Origin of the sequence: Algoriphagus sp., assembly GCF_024305035.1 — a bacterium.
Taxonomy (GTDB): domain Bacteria; phylum Bacteroidota; class Bacteroidia; order Cytophagales; family Cyclobacteriaceae; genus Algoriphagus.
Genome location: NZ_JAMWZB010000017.1, coordinates 24,006 through 39,761 on the forward strand (window position 1 = coordinate 24,006; position 15,756 = coordinate 39,761).

General features: G+C 43.3%; 19 protein-coding genes. 5 read left to right on the forward strand and 14 right to left on the reverse strand.

Annotated features, from left to right (window positions below; translation table 11 throughout):
- Positions 1-6: 6 nt before the first annotated feature.
- From Q0L00_RS11120 to Q0L00_RS11150, 7 genes are all read right to left on the reverse strand, one after another.
- Positions 7-2,091, reverse strand: coding sequence for a site-specific recombinase (locus tag Q0L00_RS11120; RefSeq protein ID WP_297336948.1), 2,085 nt, complete (start codon positions 2,089-2,091; stop codon positions 7-9).
- A 197-nt stretch (positions 2,092-2,288) separates the two neighbouring features.
- Positions 2,289-3,785: an ATP-binding cassette domain-containing protein gene (locus tag Q0L00_RS11125; protein ID WP_297336949.1), complete on the reverse strand. Its 1,497-nt coding sequence runs from the start codon at positions 3,783-3,785 to the stop codon at positions 2,289-2,291.
- Positions 3,786-3,882: 97 nt separating this feature from the next.
- Complete coding sequence (gene dtd, locus Q0L00_RS11130; RefSeq protein ID WP_297336950.1) at positions 3,883-4,335, reverse strand: D-aminoacyl-tRNA deacylase; 453 nt, start codon at positions 4,333-4,335, stop codon at positions 3,883-3,885.
- Between the two features lie 3 nt (positions 4,336-4,338).
- Positions 4,339-5,061 (reverse strand): oxidoreductase, encoded by a 723-nt coding sequence (locus tag Q0L00_RS11135; protein ID WP_297336951.1) that lies wholly within the window; start codon positions 5,059-5,061, stop codon positions 4,339-4,341.
- Positions 5,058-5,672 (reverse strand): thioredoxin family protein, encoded by a 615-nt coding sequence (locus Q0L00_RS11140; protein WP_297336952.1) that lies wholly within the window; start codon positions 5,670-5,672, stop codon positions 5,058-5,060. Before Q0L00_RS11140 ends, Q0L00_RS11135 begins: the two co-directional genes overlap by 4 nt.
- Before the next feature lie 45 nt (positions 5,673-5,717).
- Complete coding sequence (locus tag Q0L00_RS11145; protein WP_297336953.1) at positions 5,718-6,131, reverse strand: DUF1232 domain-containing protein; 414 nt, start codon at positions 6,129-6,131, stop codon at positions 5,718-5,720.
- Positions 6,132-6,141: 10 nt separating this feature from the next.
- Positions 6,142-6,663 carry a hypothetical protein gene (locus Q0L00_RS11150; protein ID WP_297336954.1) on the reverse strand — a complete coding sequence of 174 codons (522 nt, stop codon included), beginning with the start codon at positions 6,661-6,663 and terminating at the stop codon, positions 6,142-6,144.
- A 113-nt stretch (positions 6,664-6,776) separates the two neighbouring features.
- Here Q0L00_RS11150 and Q0L00_RS11155 point away from each other — a divergent pair, with 113 nt between their 5' ends.
- From Q0L00_RS11155 to Q0L00_RS11165, 3 genes are all read left to right on the forward strand, one after another.
- Positions 6,777-7,091 carry an iron-sulfur cluster assembly accessory protein gene (locus Q0L00_RS11155; RefSeq protein WP_297336955.1) on the forward strand — a complete coding sequence of 105 codons (315 nt, stop codon included), beginning with the start codon at positions 6,777-6,779 and terminating at the stop codon, positions 7,089-7,091.
- 31 nt (positions 7,092-7,122) lie between these two features.
- Positions 7,123-7,623, forward strand: a complete 501-nt coding sequence (locus tag Q0L00_RS11160; protein WP_297336956.1) for a DUF6265 family protein — start codon at positions 7,123-7,125, stop codon at positions 7,621-7,623.
- A gap of 119 nt (positions 7,624-7,742) precedes the next feature.
- Positions 7,743-8,276 carry a DUF4136 domain-containing protein gene (locus tag Q0L00_RS11165; protein WP_297336957.1) on the forward strand — a complete coding sequence of 178 codons (534 nt, stop codon included), beginning with the start codon at positions 7,743-7,745 and terminating at the stop codon, positions 8,274-8,276.
- Between the two features lie 44 nt (positions 8,277-8,320).
- Here Q0L00_RS11165 and Q0L00_RS11170 read toward each other — a convergent pair whose 3' ends face one another.
- Genes Q0L00_RS11170 through Q0L00_RS11190 form a run of 5 tightly spaced genes read right to left on the reverse strand, consistent with a single transcriptional unit; the run spans position 8,321 to position 11,907 of the window.
- Complete coding sequence (locus Q0L00_RS11170) at positions 8,321-8,779, reverse strand: DUF4268 domain-containing protein (protein ID WP_297336958.1); 459 nt, start codon at positions 8,777-8,779, stop codon at positions 8,321-8,323.
- A 3-nt stretch (positions 8,780-8,782) separates the two neighbouring features.
- Positions 8,783-9,646 (reverse strand): ChaN family lipoprotein, encoded by an 864-nt coding sequence (locus Q0L00_RS11175; protein ID WP_297336959.1) that lies wholly within the window; start codon positions 9,644-9,646, stop codon positions 8,783-8,785.
- Complete coding sequence (gene folB, locus Q0L00_RS11180; protein ID WP_297336960.1) at positions 9,639-10,004, reverse strand: dihydroneopterin aldolase; 366 nt, start codon at positions 10,002-10,004, stop codon at positions 9,639-9,641. The genes Q0L00_RS11175 and folB overlap by 8 nt, the downstream gene beginning before the upstream one ends.
- A complete protein-coding gene (locus Q0L00_RS11185) occupies positions 10,004-10,990 on the reverse strand; it encodes a DivIVA domain-containing protein (RefSeq protein WP_297336961.1) in 987 nt (328 codons plus the stop codon). The genes folB and Q0L00_RS11185 overlap by 1 nt, the downstream gene beginning before the upstream one ends.
- On the reverse strand, positions 10,987-11,907 hold the full coding sequence (locus Q0L00_RS11190; protein WP_297336962.1) for a WD40 repeat domain-containing protein: 921 nt from the start codon (positions 11,905-11,907) through the stop codon (positions 10,987-10,989). Before Q0L00_RS11190 ends, Q0L00_RS11185 begins: the two co-directional genes overlap by 4 nt.
- Before the next feature lie 35 nt (positions 11,908-11,942).
- On the opposite strand from Q0L00_RS11190, the gene Q0L00_RS11195 reads away from it, so the two are divergent.
- Both Q0L00_RS11195 and Q0L00_RS11200 read left to right on the forward strand, forming a co-directional pair.
- The gene (locus tag Q0L00_RS11195; protein WP_297336963.1) at positions 11,943-12,572 is read left to right on the forward strand and encodes a 4'-phosphopantetheinyl transferase superfamily protein; all 630 of its coding nucleotides are present in this window, start codon (positions 11,943-11,945) and stop codon (positions 12,570-12,572) included.
- Positions 12,573-12,576: 4 nt separating this feature from the next.
- Positions 12,577-13,155, forward strand: coding sequence for a redoxin domain-containing protein (locus Q0L00_RS11200; protein ID WP_297336964.1), 579 nt, complete (start codon positions 12,577-12,579; stop codon positions 13,153-13,155).
- On the opposite strand, the gene Q0L00_RS11205 is transcribed toward Q0L00_RS11200, so the two are convergent.
- The gene (locus tag Q0L00_RS11205; protein ID WP_297336965.1) at positions 13,152-13,994 is read right to left on the reverse strand and encodes a transglutaminase-like domain-containing protein; all 843 of its coding nucleotides are present in this window, start codon (positions 13,992-13,994) and stop codon (positions 13,152-13,154) included. The genes Q0L00_RS11200 and Q0L00_RS11205 overlap by 4 nt on opposite strands.
- A gap of 40 nt (positions 13,995-14,034) precedes the next feature.
- On the reverse strand, positions 14,035-15,657 hold the full coding sequence (locus tag Q0L00_RS11210; RefSeq protein ID WP_297336966.1) for an acyl-CoA carboxylase subunit beta: 1,623 nt from the start codon (positions 15,655-15,657) through the stop codon (positions 14,035-14,037).
- Positions 15,658-15,756: the final 99 nt, after the last annotated feature.

Consider the following 15,756-nt stretch of genomic DNA (forward strand, 5'->3'; position numbering starts at 1 on the left):
CATACCTTAATCTTTTGTAGGTCTTACTTTTTCATTTTCATCCGATGAATGGGGTGGACTTTTTTCTTCGTTTTCCAAAAACTCATTTTCTGGCTTTTTCTTGAGCTTAGAGGGCCTGGGCGGAAAGAAGAACTCAGATGGACGGTACAAAAACCACACAAAAATTGTCCGAATCAATTTCCGGGTTTCTTTGAAATTCACGCCCCGAGACTTAATGGCAACAAAAATTGCCAAGGAGAAACTCACCAGAAAATTCATCAACCCAATAAAAAATATTCCCAGAATGGACATGAAAACCTGATAGTCATTTAAGCGATCTCCGATGGAAGCCACCGCAAGTCCAAAATTCCCCGAGGAAAAGGTGATGTGCCGAATATCCAAAGGCAGCCCCAAAATGTATCCAATCGTCCCGGTGGAACCCAAAAATATCCCTAAGAAGAAATTTCCCATCAAGCTTCCCAGATTCTGATCAATGTAATTTCCAAATCTGACCATCCGGGTTTTTCCAAAAATCTTTACCAGAAACTTGTGCTGTTGGATGCGCTGAGGAATCTTATTGTAGACACTTTTATTGTCGTAATAGCCTGAAATCAATCCGGATAAAAACAAGAAAACACCGGCGATTCCAGCATGGAAAATAGCGTAACTGTCAAAAGGATGCAGTTCATTGATTAAAGTCATCGCCTTATCCGGACCTGCTACATCCTCCCCGGTGTACCAATAGTAGCCGTAGGCAATCATAAAGGCCACCGGAAAGGCAACCACCACGTTCCCTACGAAGGCAATAAATTGACTTCTGGAAAGTCTGAGAATCACCTCGGCCAGATTTTCAATGGCTTTGTCCTTGGGTTTGGTAACCTCATCGAGTGCCGCGGCTAATTTTGAGGCGGTCATGGCCGGTTGTTTGGTAGCCAAGGTCGAATGGGAAACATGGATACCGATGAAGCCCAGGGAGTAATTCATACTGTACAAGAAGGCCTCTCCAAAGGGCGATGCTTTCATGTAATAGATGAACACCTTGAAAATGCTTAAAAATCCAACAATCAAGCCCCCTCCCATGGCTTTAAAAAGCATTTTAAACCAATCGGATGCCGTATTGGCTATGTAGTGCTCTCCTGTTCTTCCCGCATGCTCGGTGACCTGAAATGCCAGTAATCGGACATTGGTATCAAAATGATCCTGAAGCGAATTTTTCTTATTCTCTGAGTAAACTAAGGCTTTTAATAATTCGATCTCGGACTCAAATTCAGCTGCATCATCGACCTGTACGGCCAACTTCATCAGGGTACGAAGCCGATTGATATTTTGATTGATTCGGTTGAGCAAATAAGTCAAACTAATATCTGCCCCAAATCGCCGTTTATTTTTCCGAATCAAATTGACATAGTCAGCACATTGACTCAGCATCACCAAGATCTGCTTATAATCCGCATTTTTGCTGGTCCGATCAAAATGGACATCGGTCTGATAAGCGTCCAGGTAATCGAAAATCTCTTTATTTTGGACTACAAACGGGGAATCAAACTCCTCCAACTCGGGCAACTTAGCCAAAATCTCAGGCTCCAGCCCCATGGCAGCCACACGCTGCGAAACCACCAAAATGCTGTTTAGCAGGTGGGTGGTCAATCGGGAATCCAATTCAAGCTGCTCCAACTCAACCAGATCAAACTCACGAAAAAGCGTAGCCCAGCCTTCACGGGCTATGCTCCTGACCCATTTGTAATCCCAACTTTGATGAAAAATTTCATTAAAAGTCTCAGTATGGTCGGTTTCTCCATAAAGTCGGGGCAAAAACCAGGAGTTGATCCGGTCAAAGGCCTCGGTAAAAAATCCCTTTCCCGTCTGAATACCTGAATCGGTAACCAGCTGAACAAATTGACGTGAGGCGATAAATTTGCGAAGGTAAGCCTTGAATCTATCCTTTTGGTCGGGATAATTACGAATCTCCAGAATTAGGTTGGCAAGATTCTCCTCGGCCAATTCCGGTTTTCCTTTTGGAGGACGGATCCTGTCAATCAACCAAACCAGTCCCAGCGATGAGCCCAAATTCTCCAATTTATTTACTTTCTCCACCAGTTTTGGAAAAGTCATGCGGTTTAGGTTTGAGGTTTGAAAAGAGTTCAAATTTAAGTTTTCTTTTTTATTGGATTGAAATAAAAAATTCATGGGTTTAAACCCTTCCTTTAGAATTTCATGTTTTTCGAAATATAAGCCCAGCTATTGGGAAGCCTTCCAATGCATGATCAACTAAAAATCTCAGAAAATGATTTTAGAAATCCGCTCGTTTTTCAATTTTCCACCCAGGCTTCCCCCTCATGGAGCCGTAAGGTATAATCCATTCCATCGGGAATATCCTCAGCCAAATGACTTACAAAAATCAGTGCAGGAGAGTAATAGTTACAGATTTGAGTCAGGGTATCTTTAACTAACTGTCGTTGAATCGCATCCATTCCTTGAGAAGCTTCATCCAGAATCAACAGTGATGGCTGCTTAATCAAAGCCCTGGCCAATAAAGCCCAGCGCTGTTTCTCCAAAGAAAGCCTAGAAAAAAGCCGCTCGGAATCTTCCGATAAACCAAAAAACTTCATCCAGCCTTCAGCCACGCTTTCTTGGTGTTCTGTCGTTTTTTTAAACAGTCCCATCGTATCAAAATAACCTGATAAGATCACCTTTCGACAAGTTTGATTGGAAGGAAAAAAACGGGTCAACTCCGGGGCCATAAAACCAATAGGTCGCTTGACCTCCCAGATACTTTCTCCGGTTCCACGTCTTCTTCCAAACAGGTAAATTTCCTGAGAATAGGCTTGCGGATGCTCTCCGATCACAAGGGAGATCAAGGTTGATTTTCCCGAACCATTGGGACCTTGAAGTACCCATTTCTCGCCGGCTCTCACCTGCCAATCCACCTGTTTGAGGATTTGTTTTTCCCCATAGCGGATCGTTACATTTCTCAGCTCAATTAGTGGTTCATGGCTGCGCTCCTGAGCAGAAAATAAATGATCCAATTGTTGCCAATCCCATGATTTTACAACTCTTTTGCGGGAATGCATTCGAAAATCCTCCCGCAGCCAAACCTGATCTATCCCGGTAGAGGATAGCTTAGCCACATGGGAAATTCCTTCAGGAATCTGATCCGAATCGGTACAGATCAACACCTGCACTCCCGCATCGGTAATTCGCTTTACTAAGGTACCAAATTCAAGCCTGGTTTGAACATCCAATCCGGTCATCGGATGGTCCATCACAAAGAGTTTGGGTTGAGCGAGCAATCCTTGGGCAATAGCCATTCTCCTACATTCTCCATTGGATAATTTGATAAGTGATTTATCGGCAAGCTGGGTTAGGCCGAGTAGATCTAACACCGAATCCAAGGTCCAGTATCCTTGCTTCTTACGCGCTGTTTTTTCTAAATATTCCAATACAGTATCCGATTCCTCAGCCGCTGTCGAGTTGAATCGCTGCTGAAAATAAAAATTTTGTTGATTGGATTTATTCCTAAAAATATAATCTTGAGAGACGTATGCAATCAAATCCCTAAAACTGGCTAGGTGTTTCTTTTCGGCCATTTCAGCGAGGTAAGTTGTTGCAAACTCCCTGGAAATCTTCCCTTTTACCAGAATTGAGTTGCCACGGATGGTCTCCAGAAATGCGGTTTGTAGCCAACCCGAATCGGCAATAATTGCCCAATGTTGACCCTGTTTCCAAGCAAAAGAAAGCGAGTCGAAGGCATGGATTCCTTTGAATACGACCTGGCAGCAATCTATATCAATCAGTTTTGTACCCATGCCTAAAGTTAGGTAATTCGGTTTTATTGTCCTTTGATTCCTGAAGGAGGCAACACAATCGAAATAGGAATGGAAGCTGACCTACTTGAAGGCCGGATCAAACCCTGTTTTTAGAATCCACCACAATCGTCACCGGCCCGTCATTGACTAGGGAAACTTTCATATCCGCTCCAAACTCCCCTGTTCCGATACCTTTGCCTAACTCTTTTTGTAAGGTCTCAATCATCGCTTGATACAGTGGAATCGCCTTGTCGGGTTTGGCCGCCTTGATGTAAGAGGGCCGATTTCCTTTTTTGGTACTGGCATGTAAAGTAAATTGAGAAATGAGCAAAATTTCCCCATCAATGTCGAGCAGGCATTTGTTCATCACCCCGGCTTGGTCTGGAAAAATCCGCATATTGACGATCTTTTTACTCAGCCAATCAATGTCTTCTTGAGAATCGGCATCTTCGATTCCTACTAAAACTAATAATCCTACTCCTATTTCGGATTTAATCGTTTCCTTGATTTTAACCGAAGATTCCATTACCCGTTGAATAACTACAATCATTTTTTATTTCTTGCTTAATTCTTGAAGGTCACCAGAAGAGTAAATTTTTAGGTGTTGATTTTGAGGAGTTAGGGATAGATAAACCATGGATTTTGCCACTTGGTAATCATAAATGGGCCGGTAATTTTTTAGCAGTTTTAGCCAGATTAACGGTCTCATCAGGATACTGGCCACCTGCTCACCCAAGCGGAACTCAGAACGATTTCCCAAAAGAATTGAGGGTCTGACAATACTAAGTTGGTCAAATTCCAATTCCATGAGATCCTCTTCTGTTTTTCCTTTCACCTGATTATAAAAAATGGAGGATTTAGAATCAGCCCCCATGGAAGAAACAACTAGAAATTTTCTGCCTCCCATTTTTTTCACCCACTTGGCATAGGCCAACACCAAATCATGATCCACTGCATAAAAAGCTTCCTTGGATCCTGCAGTTTTGATGGTTGTTCCCAAGCTACAAAAACCGATGAGTTGAGCCTTTTTAGAGGCTAGAGCTCCTACCAGATCATGATACTCCCCTCCCAATGACTGGGAGTTGATTTGATGCTCCCAATCCCAAAACTCCAATTCTGATAGATCCCCTTCCAGCTGAATTAGTTTGCCATGCTTTAAGGCCAGTTTCCTCCTACCCACGCTCAGAACATAATCGTATTGCTTATTTTTTAAAATTTGATGCAAAAGCTGCATCCCGATCAATCCGGATGTCCCGGCGATAAAAGCTATTTTCATAAATCAAATGCTTGGTAAAAGCAATGGGAAAGTTCTTTTCCCAAGGTAAGATTTTTATCTCGGGCATACCAAAGATGGACTTCTTCAACAAATTCCTTGCTGGTTTTTCCTTTTGGATCAGTTTTAAATTCGCGCTGCTTTTCCATCAGGTAGCTTGGCTTTGGCCCCCAAACAAAATACTCCTGCTGCAATCCCGGGCTCAAGGCAATCAGCTTAGGAATGGATCGAGCCCCATGGGTCAAGTATTGATTCATGATTTCGGGGTTTTCATCCCGTAAAATGAGACGAAGTTGAATGGTGGGATTCAGCTCGGCCAGTTTGGAAATATACGGGATGGTTTGGGCGGCATCTCCACACCAAGCTTCGGTAATAATTACCCACAACTGAGGGGGTAATTTCTTCACCAATTCGGTCATCTGTTGGTCGATCCGAATCGTTTTATCCCAGCGCTTCATTCGTTGAATTGCCATTCGGGTATATTCCAAATAGGATGCTGACTGATTTTCGCCGGTTGTTCTTCCTTCGGCAAAAAGTGAATCTATCAAATTCTTGTATTCCGAATAGGTCATGGCTTGGGCCACCACATCCGGACTGATTCGATTTAACTGCACAAGTTCCTCCAAATTTTTGTTGATTTTGGAAGTTAACAGCCCCTATTAAATCTGAGTTCGCTCCCAGTCCAAAAACTGTTCGATTTCGTCTTTGACCTTTGCATATACTGCCAAAATCACCGACAAATCATCGGCAAAACCGAAAAAGCCCAAAAAATCAGGAATGATATCGATGGGTGAGAGAAAATAAACCAATGCTAAGACCAATAATCCCAAAGTCGATGAAGCTAATTTATAGTGCCCTGCAAAATGAGCTTTCAGCATCCGAATAAATACGGCGATTGGCTCGATTAATTTCTGAACCCGAGGATGTTGGGTCAATCCGGCCAGTTTATTTTTGACTCCAGCGATGAGCTCTTTTATTTTCCCCTCTTTCTGAGAAAGGGAATCTACCTGTTGCCCAAACAGGGCCTTGGCTCGATCGAGAACTTCGCTTGCTTTTGAGGTGAGACTGCTCATGGGATTGGGATTAGAAATAAATGGAAATTTCTGATTTGACCTGACGAAGGGCATAGGCAATTGCATCATTCTTTCGCTCCAGGGACTGGGCAAAAATAGACTTGGCTAAATCCATTCCCGACGCCTCCTTATCCAAATTTTGTCGACTCAAATTGATAATAGTGGTAACTTCTTCAATAGCTCTTTTGACCGCTTCCCAGGTTTCTTCGGTAAAATAAACTTGCTGGGAAAAATTATGACTAAACTCTTCCCGTACTTCATGAAGTAACAAAGCATGAAGCTCCGAGGCGGTCATCCCGCCGGTATTGGTTCTCCGAACCAAATTATTGGGAGTGATTCGCTCCAACAGCAAACTCAGCCGCTCTGCTGCCTGAAGACGGATCGGTAAAACTACCTGTGTATTTTGGGTCTTTAAGTCCACGAGCATTTTTTCCCGCTCTTTGGAAATAAAGGAAACAATCACCAGGTACATTCCATACAAAACCACTCCGGCAGGGAGCAAAATCTTAAGCAAATCAATTACGTATTCCATCTTTGGGTTAATTAAGCTCGAATATCCAAAATTTATCCCGTCCTAAAAACGGAAGTCTGTGTAAATTTGATTCCCTTTAGGAACCAATTTTCTGCCAAAAACATTCGAATAGCATGCTCGTACCGATTACCATTACCGAAAAAGCAGAGGCCGAGATCAAAAATATCATGGCAAACAAAAAAATACCCTCTGACTATCACCTTCGGGTGGGGGTCAAAGGCGGTGGTTGCGGCGGAATGTCGTATGCGCTCGGTTTTGATATAGCCCGGGAAGAAGACCAACAGTTTGACCTCAACGGGATCCCGGTTTTGATCGAAAAGAAACATTATATGTTTTTGATGGGCATGCAAATTGACTTTTTTGAAGGGGATGAAGCCCGAGGGTTTACCTTTGTCAATCCAGATATTCCCAAGCGACACGATCAGTGATTTTTTGTAGATTCGGTGAAAATTCGATCCGATGAGACCTGTACTCCTATTCCTTGTTCTTTTCATGACAGCTTATACCTGTCTCGGCCAAGAACTAAATACCAGTGAATCTCAGCCAACACCCGGAAAAGGGAACATCGAAGACCTCCATTGGCTGGTTGGCTACTGGTCCGGTCAGGGATTGGGTGGGGAGTGCGAAGAAGTCTGGATGCCCGCCAGGGATGGACATATGATCGGGACTTTTCGATTTTGGAATGAAGGAAAACTGATCTTTTCAGAATACATGCACCTCTTGCAAGAAGGTGAAAGCATCACCATGAAAATCAAACACTTCAACCCCGACCTGAGGGGCTGGGAAGAAAAAGAAAATTGGACAACTTTCTCCCTGATTGAGCTGGGTAACAAAAAAGCCTGGTTTGACGGATTGACCCTAGAGCGGAAAGGGGATAAATTAGTCATTTGGGTAGATTTAAAAGAAAAAGGCGAACCCAAACTTGAAAAGTTTACCTACCGCAAAAAAGTACTAAAATAAGAGTGTAGGTTATAAGTCCCTATCCCAAATCCAAACCATTAAAAATAAATGGATTTCAAAAACCAAGAAAGTAAAAAGAGCGTATAAAAAATGCATTCTTTATCCTTATCCGATTAATCATGAAAAACCTGCTTTTCGTTGGCCTTGCTCTTTTTGTCTTTGCTTCTTGTAAAGTATCCGATTCGGTTACGGCTGATAACCAAAAAACCTTCACGGATCGCTTAGATTACGATCGGATCAGTAAACCCATTGATCTTTCCAATAAGAGAACGTTTCAAATCATCAGCCAAACGGCGACATCTAAGGATATCAGGCAGTTGAATACGATTTTTGAGCAAAAATTACTGGAAAATGGATTCCGCGAAGTTGCCGAAAATCCCGAACTTTTGGTTCAAAGTGTAATTGCCTCCATCAATTTTGAAAAGGAAGAACTGGGCTATAGCAGCGGAGTGGGTTTAACGGGTGATACACCTTATTCTCCCGCTTATCAGGTACCGGGAAAATATGGGAAAGTGATTTTCCTCATCCAAGATTCGCAAAGCCATGAAGTGCTCTGGATGGGAACGGGAACCGGGATATTAACAGCCAATGGAGTGCTGAATACCCAAGTCCTCAAAAGCACCCTGGATGAACTGGTTGCTGGCTTGAAGTAAGCGCTATCGTAAACGATAGCTCAGAAAGTTGGGGGTAGTCTTCCTTAAAAATTTTCAAATCCCGGTTTCACCTTATCCCAAAATTTATCCAAGGCAATCATCCGAGGTTTTAGAAATGAAATAATTTTTGGCCAGTCTCTTTCCTCCATGACATTTAGGCCCTCTTTTCTTATTTCAATTTTTGAAACGAATTGTCCAAATTCATTTTCCTGATGCAGTTTCCAAGCCCAATCCTCTTTGACTTCGGTTTCCAGCATTCGCTTAAACTGTACAAATTGATCAAAAAAAAGCTCTTGTAATTCAGTATCCGAATGGGTAATTTCTATCCCAATCGAGGCAAAATCCCGCTCGGCCTTCATACGAAAATAAATGTCTTTTACCCCTGTTTTGTAATTGGGCCAGTTAGTCCGCTTTCCTTGAGCATTGGGAACAGGCTTCATGTATTGACCAAATCGGATCCAAAATTCCTTTCGGATTCGGGAGGTCTCGGTTTTGGAATACATCAATCAATAGGATTTGTGGGCGTCTTTGGGGAGCACCAAAATAAATTCACCACCAGAGGTATGGGATTCTTCCAATCGATCAAGTTGCTCTTGCTCTACGGTGTGGATATTGATTATTTTTTTGTCAGGAAACTCCTTTTTCAAATACCAAAGTATCCCCTCTCCTTCTTTGCTGTGATAAGCGCCATTGACATGGAATACCTTTCGATCCATGCGTAAATAGTCAAACAGCGACTCAGCCATGGTCGCATCCTTTAGCGCTTGGGCCTGAATCATATACTCAGAATTGCCTGGCGCTCCGTGCATCATTCCTTTCATCGCTGCATAGCCAGGGAGATTCAGGTCTACCTCGAGAGGAAGCTTGGCAAAATAGGCGGAGGCGGATTCGCTAAGGGAATCCAACGCCGACAAACCCGAGCGACTGACCAGAGAAGCATACCGGCGAGGCACATTCCCTGCCACGAAGGGAATCTGATGCTCTTTGGCAAAAAGCATGAGCGGCTTATAGTCAGTGGCGTAATTATTCCATAGCTTGGCCTCAGTTTCAAAATTCTTATCGGTAATTTTTCCTGACATCCACTCGTCAATAATGAGTTGATCGTCCCGCTCAAAAAACTCGGAGGCAAAAACCAGATCCGGATGGTGCTCAACAAGCGATTTAAGGACCTGAAGCTGGAGCCAATGAGCTAAACTAGTATGGTGTAATTCCCCAAAAAATACCACATCGGCTTTTTCAGCTTGAGAAATCAATTTTTCAAAACTGATTTTCTTTCCCGATCCATCAAAAAACTGATACGGGATTCCTTGGCTGAAGCTCGAAAAAACAAGGAAGATACTACCTATCACACTACCTATGAATTTACGCATAATCTTCTGGGTATTGAATCTGAACAGCGGAATACTTCACCAATCCTCCAAGAGCAGGTCCATGTTTTTTTAGGGTCAACCGAACCTGCTTGGTCTGGGGGTAAGCCTCCAAAATATCACTCACGATCATATGCCCTAAATGCTCCAACAGCTTGACTTTAACATCCATTCGCGCTTTAATCAATTGATAGAGTTTGGAATAATCCACCGTTGCACTGAGTTCATCCTGGAGCATGGCTGCTTTGAAATCAGTCTCGAGCTCCAAATCCAATGTAAAGCGATTCCCTAAAATTGACTCCTCCGGATAGGCTCCATGATAGGCATGAAACTCTATTCCTTCCAGTGCTACCTTCCCCATTAGTCAAATTGGTCAAAGAATGATCCGGATTGTTTTTTAGGGTCCTCTTTATCCTCCGATTTTGGGAAGGATTCTGCTGATGGAGAACTCTTTTCTTCAATTGGATAGCTTGGTTTTTCTTCAGCTTCTTCTTCAGGGGTTTCCACCGATTCATTGGAGCTGATTTCTGGTTCTGAAGTCCCTGTTTCCTCCTGAATTTGCGCAGTAGACTCTTCTACTGTGGAATGGATATCCGGAGACCCGTCATGCTGTTCGATTTCCAGCTCCTCTTCGATCACTTCCATCTCGGCAAGTGGATCGGCAGGATCCACTGCCGAGGTCAGTTCGGCTTGTTGATGAATCTGGGCTGTAAGCTGATCTAAATTGGCAAAAGTAAAGGCCTGAGATCGACTCAGCTCCTCAATTGCCCGCTGATGGGCTTTAGCATCCATTCTTGAATAATGCGCTTCAGACAGTTCAATTTGATTGATCGTGTCTTGAGAAATTCGTTTCAGGCTTTTCACCAAAGCTTCTCGCTGTTCAGCCAATCCTTCATAAGACCGGACCAAACCCTGCATACTTTCCCGTAGGGCTAGAATGGTTTCTTTGGCTTTCAATTCTGCCGCAGAGATAATGGTAGCCGCTTGCTCCTCGGCCTTATTGCGAGCCTCCTCCATCATTTGATTGACGTGAGCGGTGGCATGGGACGCGGTTTGATTGGCTTCGGCAATAATCTGATCGGCAGCTTCGTTGGCTTCCTCGATTATGCTGGCCCCGGTATCCTCTGCCGTTTTGAGTGTCCGAAAAAGAGAATCCTCCACGTCTTTGAGACGTTTTGCCTCACCTTCAACGTGTTGAAGTTTACTTTTAAGCTCCAGGTTTTCCTGATGAAGCTGCTCTACTACTTGGCTGACTTCATCCAGAAAAGTAGTAACTTCTTTTTTTTCGTATCCCCGAAAGGCAGTTTCAAAGGATTGCTGACGAATAGCTGCAGGTGTGATTTTCATGGATTTTCGGATTCTATAGTCCAAATGGATATGGTTCGGTCATCGGAGATGGCTATAACTTGCTGTGAATAGCTACTCCAGATGACTTTATTAATTGAAGTACCGTGTCCGGCATTTCGTGCTTTATCGATTACTTTTAAGAGTTTACGCTCCTGTACATCCCATACTTTAATGGATTTGTCCATGGAACAAGTCACTAAATATTTACCATCCTCACGAAAAGAAAGGTAATTAATGGCAAACATGTGCGCAATGATATTGGCTGACTGCTCGTAGGTTTGGACGTCCCAAAACTTCAACTGGGCGTCCCGAGCCCCACTGATCAGCGTCTTTTCATCGGGAGTATAACCCAATGCAAAAACCGAATTTTGATGCCCATTCAAATTGGTCACAGGTTGGTATTGCTGAGCCACATCGAGAATTTTGATCGTGAAATCGGAAAGTCCCAAAGCCAGGTGTTTTCGTTCTCTGGCAAAATCCATCACCCGGATACTTTTGGAGCTCAATTTGATGTGTTTTTTGACCGCCCTAGATTCAATATCAACCAAAACCAGTACCCCATCACCTGTGCCAACCAGAATTTCATCACCGATCACTTTAATGTCAAATATTGCCTGATCGGTTAATTTCAATGACCAAATCTCCTTGTTTTCCTCAAGATCAATCACATGGATCCCCTCAAAATTATGGCCTATGATCAACCAATTTCGCTGGGCATCCATTCCCAAGCCATACACCGAATGGGTTAGCTTAGCGATTAGTTTACCATCTTTTGGATTATCCAGGTCCCATTCTACGACCATTCCATCTCCTGAACCTGTGTAAAAAAATCTCGGATCTCCTCCTTCTACCAAGGCATAAATACAGTCATTATGACCGGTGAGTGTGTGTGATTTATTTACCAGAATTTTTCCCATATATTGGCTTCTTCAAAAGAATTCGCTTTTGACCTATGCAAACAAAAATAGAAAAAATAGATTCTTCATCAGCCTTGGCCATCAAGATAATTGAAGATCAGCCGGAGGATAGGTTAGATTTCTTAAGTTTTAGGGAGAAACTATCCTTTTATAATATCTCTCATGCCAAAAAAAGGAAAGAATGGGCCACCTCCCGAATAGCCATAAAAGATGCGCTGGATTCTTTTCAAATTCCCTATCCGGGTTTTTTCAAAGACGAGCATGGTAAATCCCAGTCTATGAATGGCAGGGGCTTTGTATCTTTAACCCATACCTTCGGTATGGCAGCGGCTATTTTCCATAGGGATAGTCCAGTGGGCATTGATATGGATTTAATTCGGGAAAAAATACTATCCATTGGATTTCGATTTCTGGATTCTTCGGAATTAGATTTTCTGGAGAAGGATCCTTTACACTATACTTTGGCTTGGTCAGCTAAAGAGTCAATTTTTAAATGCCAAGGAAAAAGAGGCGTTTCCTTCCGGGAAAATATCCTCTTGGAACCCTTTGAAAAAGACAGTAAAGTCATCTGGGGAAAAATCCATGGAACCGATCACGATGATCATCATTTCCAAGTACGAACCCGTATCATTGACCAAACGGTACTCACCTATACGATCTGGTAAGCCAATGAAAACTTCTGTATGGACACTTCTTCTATTCCTTTTGATTCCCGCTTGGGTATGGGGCCAGGAAACGGCCGCTATCCAACGTTTGGATGCGGTGACAGGAAAACAAATTTCGATAGCAAGCCTATTGAAGCAAAAAGCACTGGTTTTGGTTTTCCATAGTTTGGACTGCCCTTTTTCCAACATGTATGAAGGACGAATCAAAAACTTAAAGAGTACTTTTCAAAACCAAGGAATCGACTTTGTCCTAATCACGCCTGATTCAGGAAATGACTTTTCTGCGCAGCAAACCCTTAAGAATTACGTGGACAATTCAGGAGTCAACATGAATTACCTCATCGACGAGGAACTTCTGCTGGTCAAAAAATGGGGGATCACCAAAGTCCCTGAAGTAATTGTATTGGCCAAAGGAGAAAAGGATTTACAAATCGTCTACCGGGGAGCAATCGATAATAATCCCCAAGCGGAAGCTGCCGTATCGGAAAAGTACCTCGAACGAGCACTCAATCAGTTTTTGAGAGGGGAAAAACCCAGTCCTGCTCAAATCCGGGCCACCGGGTGTAATGTCAAGACCTTTTAAGCCTCCAACAGGTCAATCAGTGATTTGATTTCATCCACCTTCTCCAGTTCCCCCAGTTTCTCAAAGGAATGCCCCAGGTTCCTAAGGGACCGAAGAATAATCTGCATCGAATCGGTGGGTTCAAAAAAGGAATCTTGAGGAGGAATTTTTAGGTGTTCCAAATAATTAACCACATCCTGTCGCCTGAATATCAAACCCTTATTGAAGGCATTGATGTAAAAAGTAATATCGTCAGACTGGTAGGTCAGGACAAATAAATTGGGCAGATTGACTCCATAAACTGGCAATCCCAACTTTTGAGCTACCAATAGGTAAATAGCACACAGCGTAATTGGATTCCCTTTTTTGGTATCCAATACAGCAGAAAGCATGCTATTGGCCGGGGAATGAAAATTTTTGGTATTCGCCGAAAATCGCAGTGTATTAAACAACACACTATTAATAATTTTGATCTGGTCGTAGGGGCCAAGGTCATTTTTGAAGGCGGTCCACACTTCAAAGTAAATTTGGTGCATTTCGGCATTGAGCTTTTCAAACTCCAAATCTGGATACTGATACGTATTAATCAGCCACAGCCCGGTAAGTAAATCCCGGTCTTCACTTTGCTTCCAGTTTTCCAGCCTGGTCCGCAACAGGGTGAATTGCAATTCATGCACCAAAATTTCGATCTCTTTTTGGATTTCTGGATTGAAACTAGTTTCCCATTTTTCCTCCAAAAAAGGAATAATATCAGTGCCCAAGGAAAAAATCTTATCTCGGACATGATTTCTCACCTCGGCATCCGTATCGTCCAAAAGGGAAACCAAAGCATTCAATTCATTGGCATTGAGTTCGCTCATCGATTCTCAAAAAGGTCTATCTGAATTTAATCAATTTTTTTCACGTTTGAATCACGCCTACATTGAAGCGTTCGGTAATCGGTGCATGATTTGCGGCTGCTATTCCCATGCTGATGACTTTTCGCGTTTCCCGGGGATCTATCACCCCATCCACCCACATTCGAGCTGCAGCATAGTAGGGACTCAATTCCTCATTGTATTTATCGGTGATCTCCTCGAGTAATTTCTTTTCCTCCTCAGAAGAAATTTCCTTTCCGGACTTTTTTAATGAAGATACTTTGATCTGAAGTAAGGTCTTGGCTGCAGAGGCACCCGACATCACAGCCATTTGAGCGGTGGGCCAGGAGTAGATTAATCTGGGATCGTAGGCTTTGCCACACATGGCGTAATTGCCTGCCCCGTACGAATTTCCGATAATAAGGGTGAATTTGGGAACGACCGAATTGGCCATCGCATTGACCATTTTTGCGCCATCCTTAATAATTCCACCGTGTTCTGCTTTGCTTCCCACCATGAATCCACTGACATCCTGCACAAAAACCAATGGGATCTTTCGCTGGTTGCAGTTCATGATAAATCTGGCCGCTTTATCGGCAGAATCCGAATAGATAACTCCTCCCATTTGCATTTCTCCTTGGGCATTTTTGACAATTTTACGCTGATTGGCTACAATTCCTACTGACCAACCCTCAATTCTTGCCGTGGCACAAATCAATGTTTTCCCATAGCCTTGTTTGTATTCGTCCAGTTCGCCTCCATCGACAATACCTCGAAGGATTTCATGCATATCGTAAGGTTTGACTCGCTCCAAGGGAAATTTTTGCAAAAGTTCTTCACCGGAGTAGGCGGGTGCTTTCGCTTCCAATCGATTAAACCCTGCCTCTTCGCTGCTTCCGATTTTTTCAAAAATTCGCTTAATCGCATCCAAGCAATCCTGGTCGGAATCGTATTTATTGTCGGTCACTCCGGAAATCTCAGAATGGGTGCTAGCCCCTCCCAACGTTTCATTGTCTACGGATTCCCCAATTGCTGCTTTCACCAAATAGGAACCTGCCAAAAAGATCGATCCGGTTTTATCCACGATCATCGCCTCATCGGACATGATGGGAAGGTAGGCTCCGCCGGCCACACAGCTGCCCATGATGGCCGCAACTTGCACGATACCCATGGAAGACATTTTTGCATTGTTGCGGAACTGCCTTCCAAAATGCTCTTTGTCGGGGAAGATTTCATTTTGCATGGGAAGAAAAACGCCAGCGCTATCCACCAGGTAAATAATCGGCAATTTATTTTCCAGGGCCACTTCCTGAGCCCGGAGATTCTTTTTGGCAGTCATGGGAAACCAAGCTCCTGCTTTAACTGTGGCGTCATTGGCGACAATAACGACCATTCTTCCACTCACGTAACCGATACCAGTCACCACCCCGGCTGAAGGACACCCTCCTTCTTGCTGATACATTCCATCTGCGGCAAAGGCCCCGATTTCTAAAAATTCGCTCTCCTTATCCAGCAAATAGGCTATGCGTTCTCTTGCAGTTAATTTTCCCTTCTCGTGCTCTTTTTCGATTCGCTTCAGACCGCCCCCCAACTTGACTTGCTGGTATTTTTGCTTTAGGGTCGTTAACAGGTCATCAAAGGGAGTGGAAGTAGCTTGTTGGCTCATGATTAAAATTTGGGTTTATTTCTTTTCAAACTCCAATCTACAAAAGGAAGTTTGGTTTTGACTAAAAAGAAAGCCCTATCCTGAGTCAGAAGAGGGCTA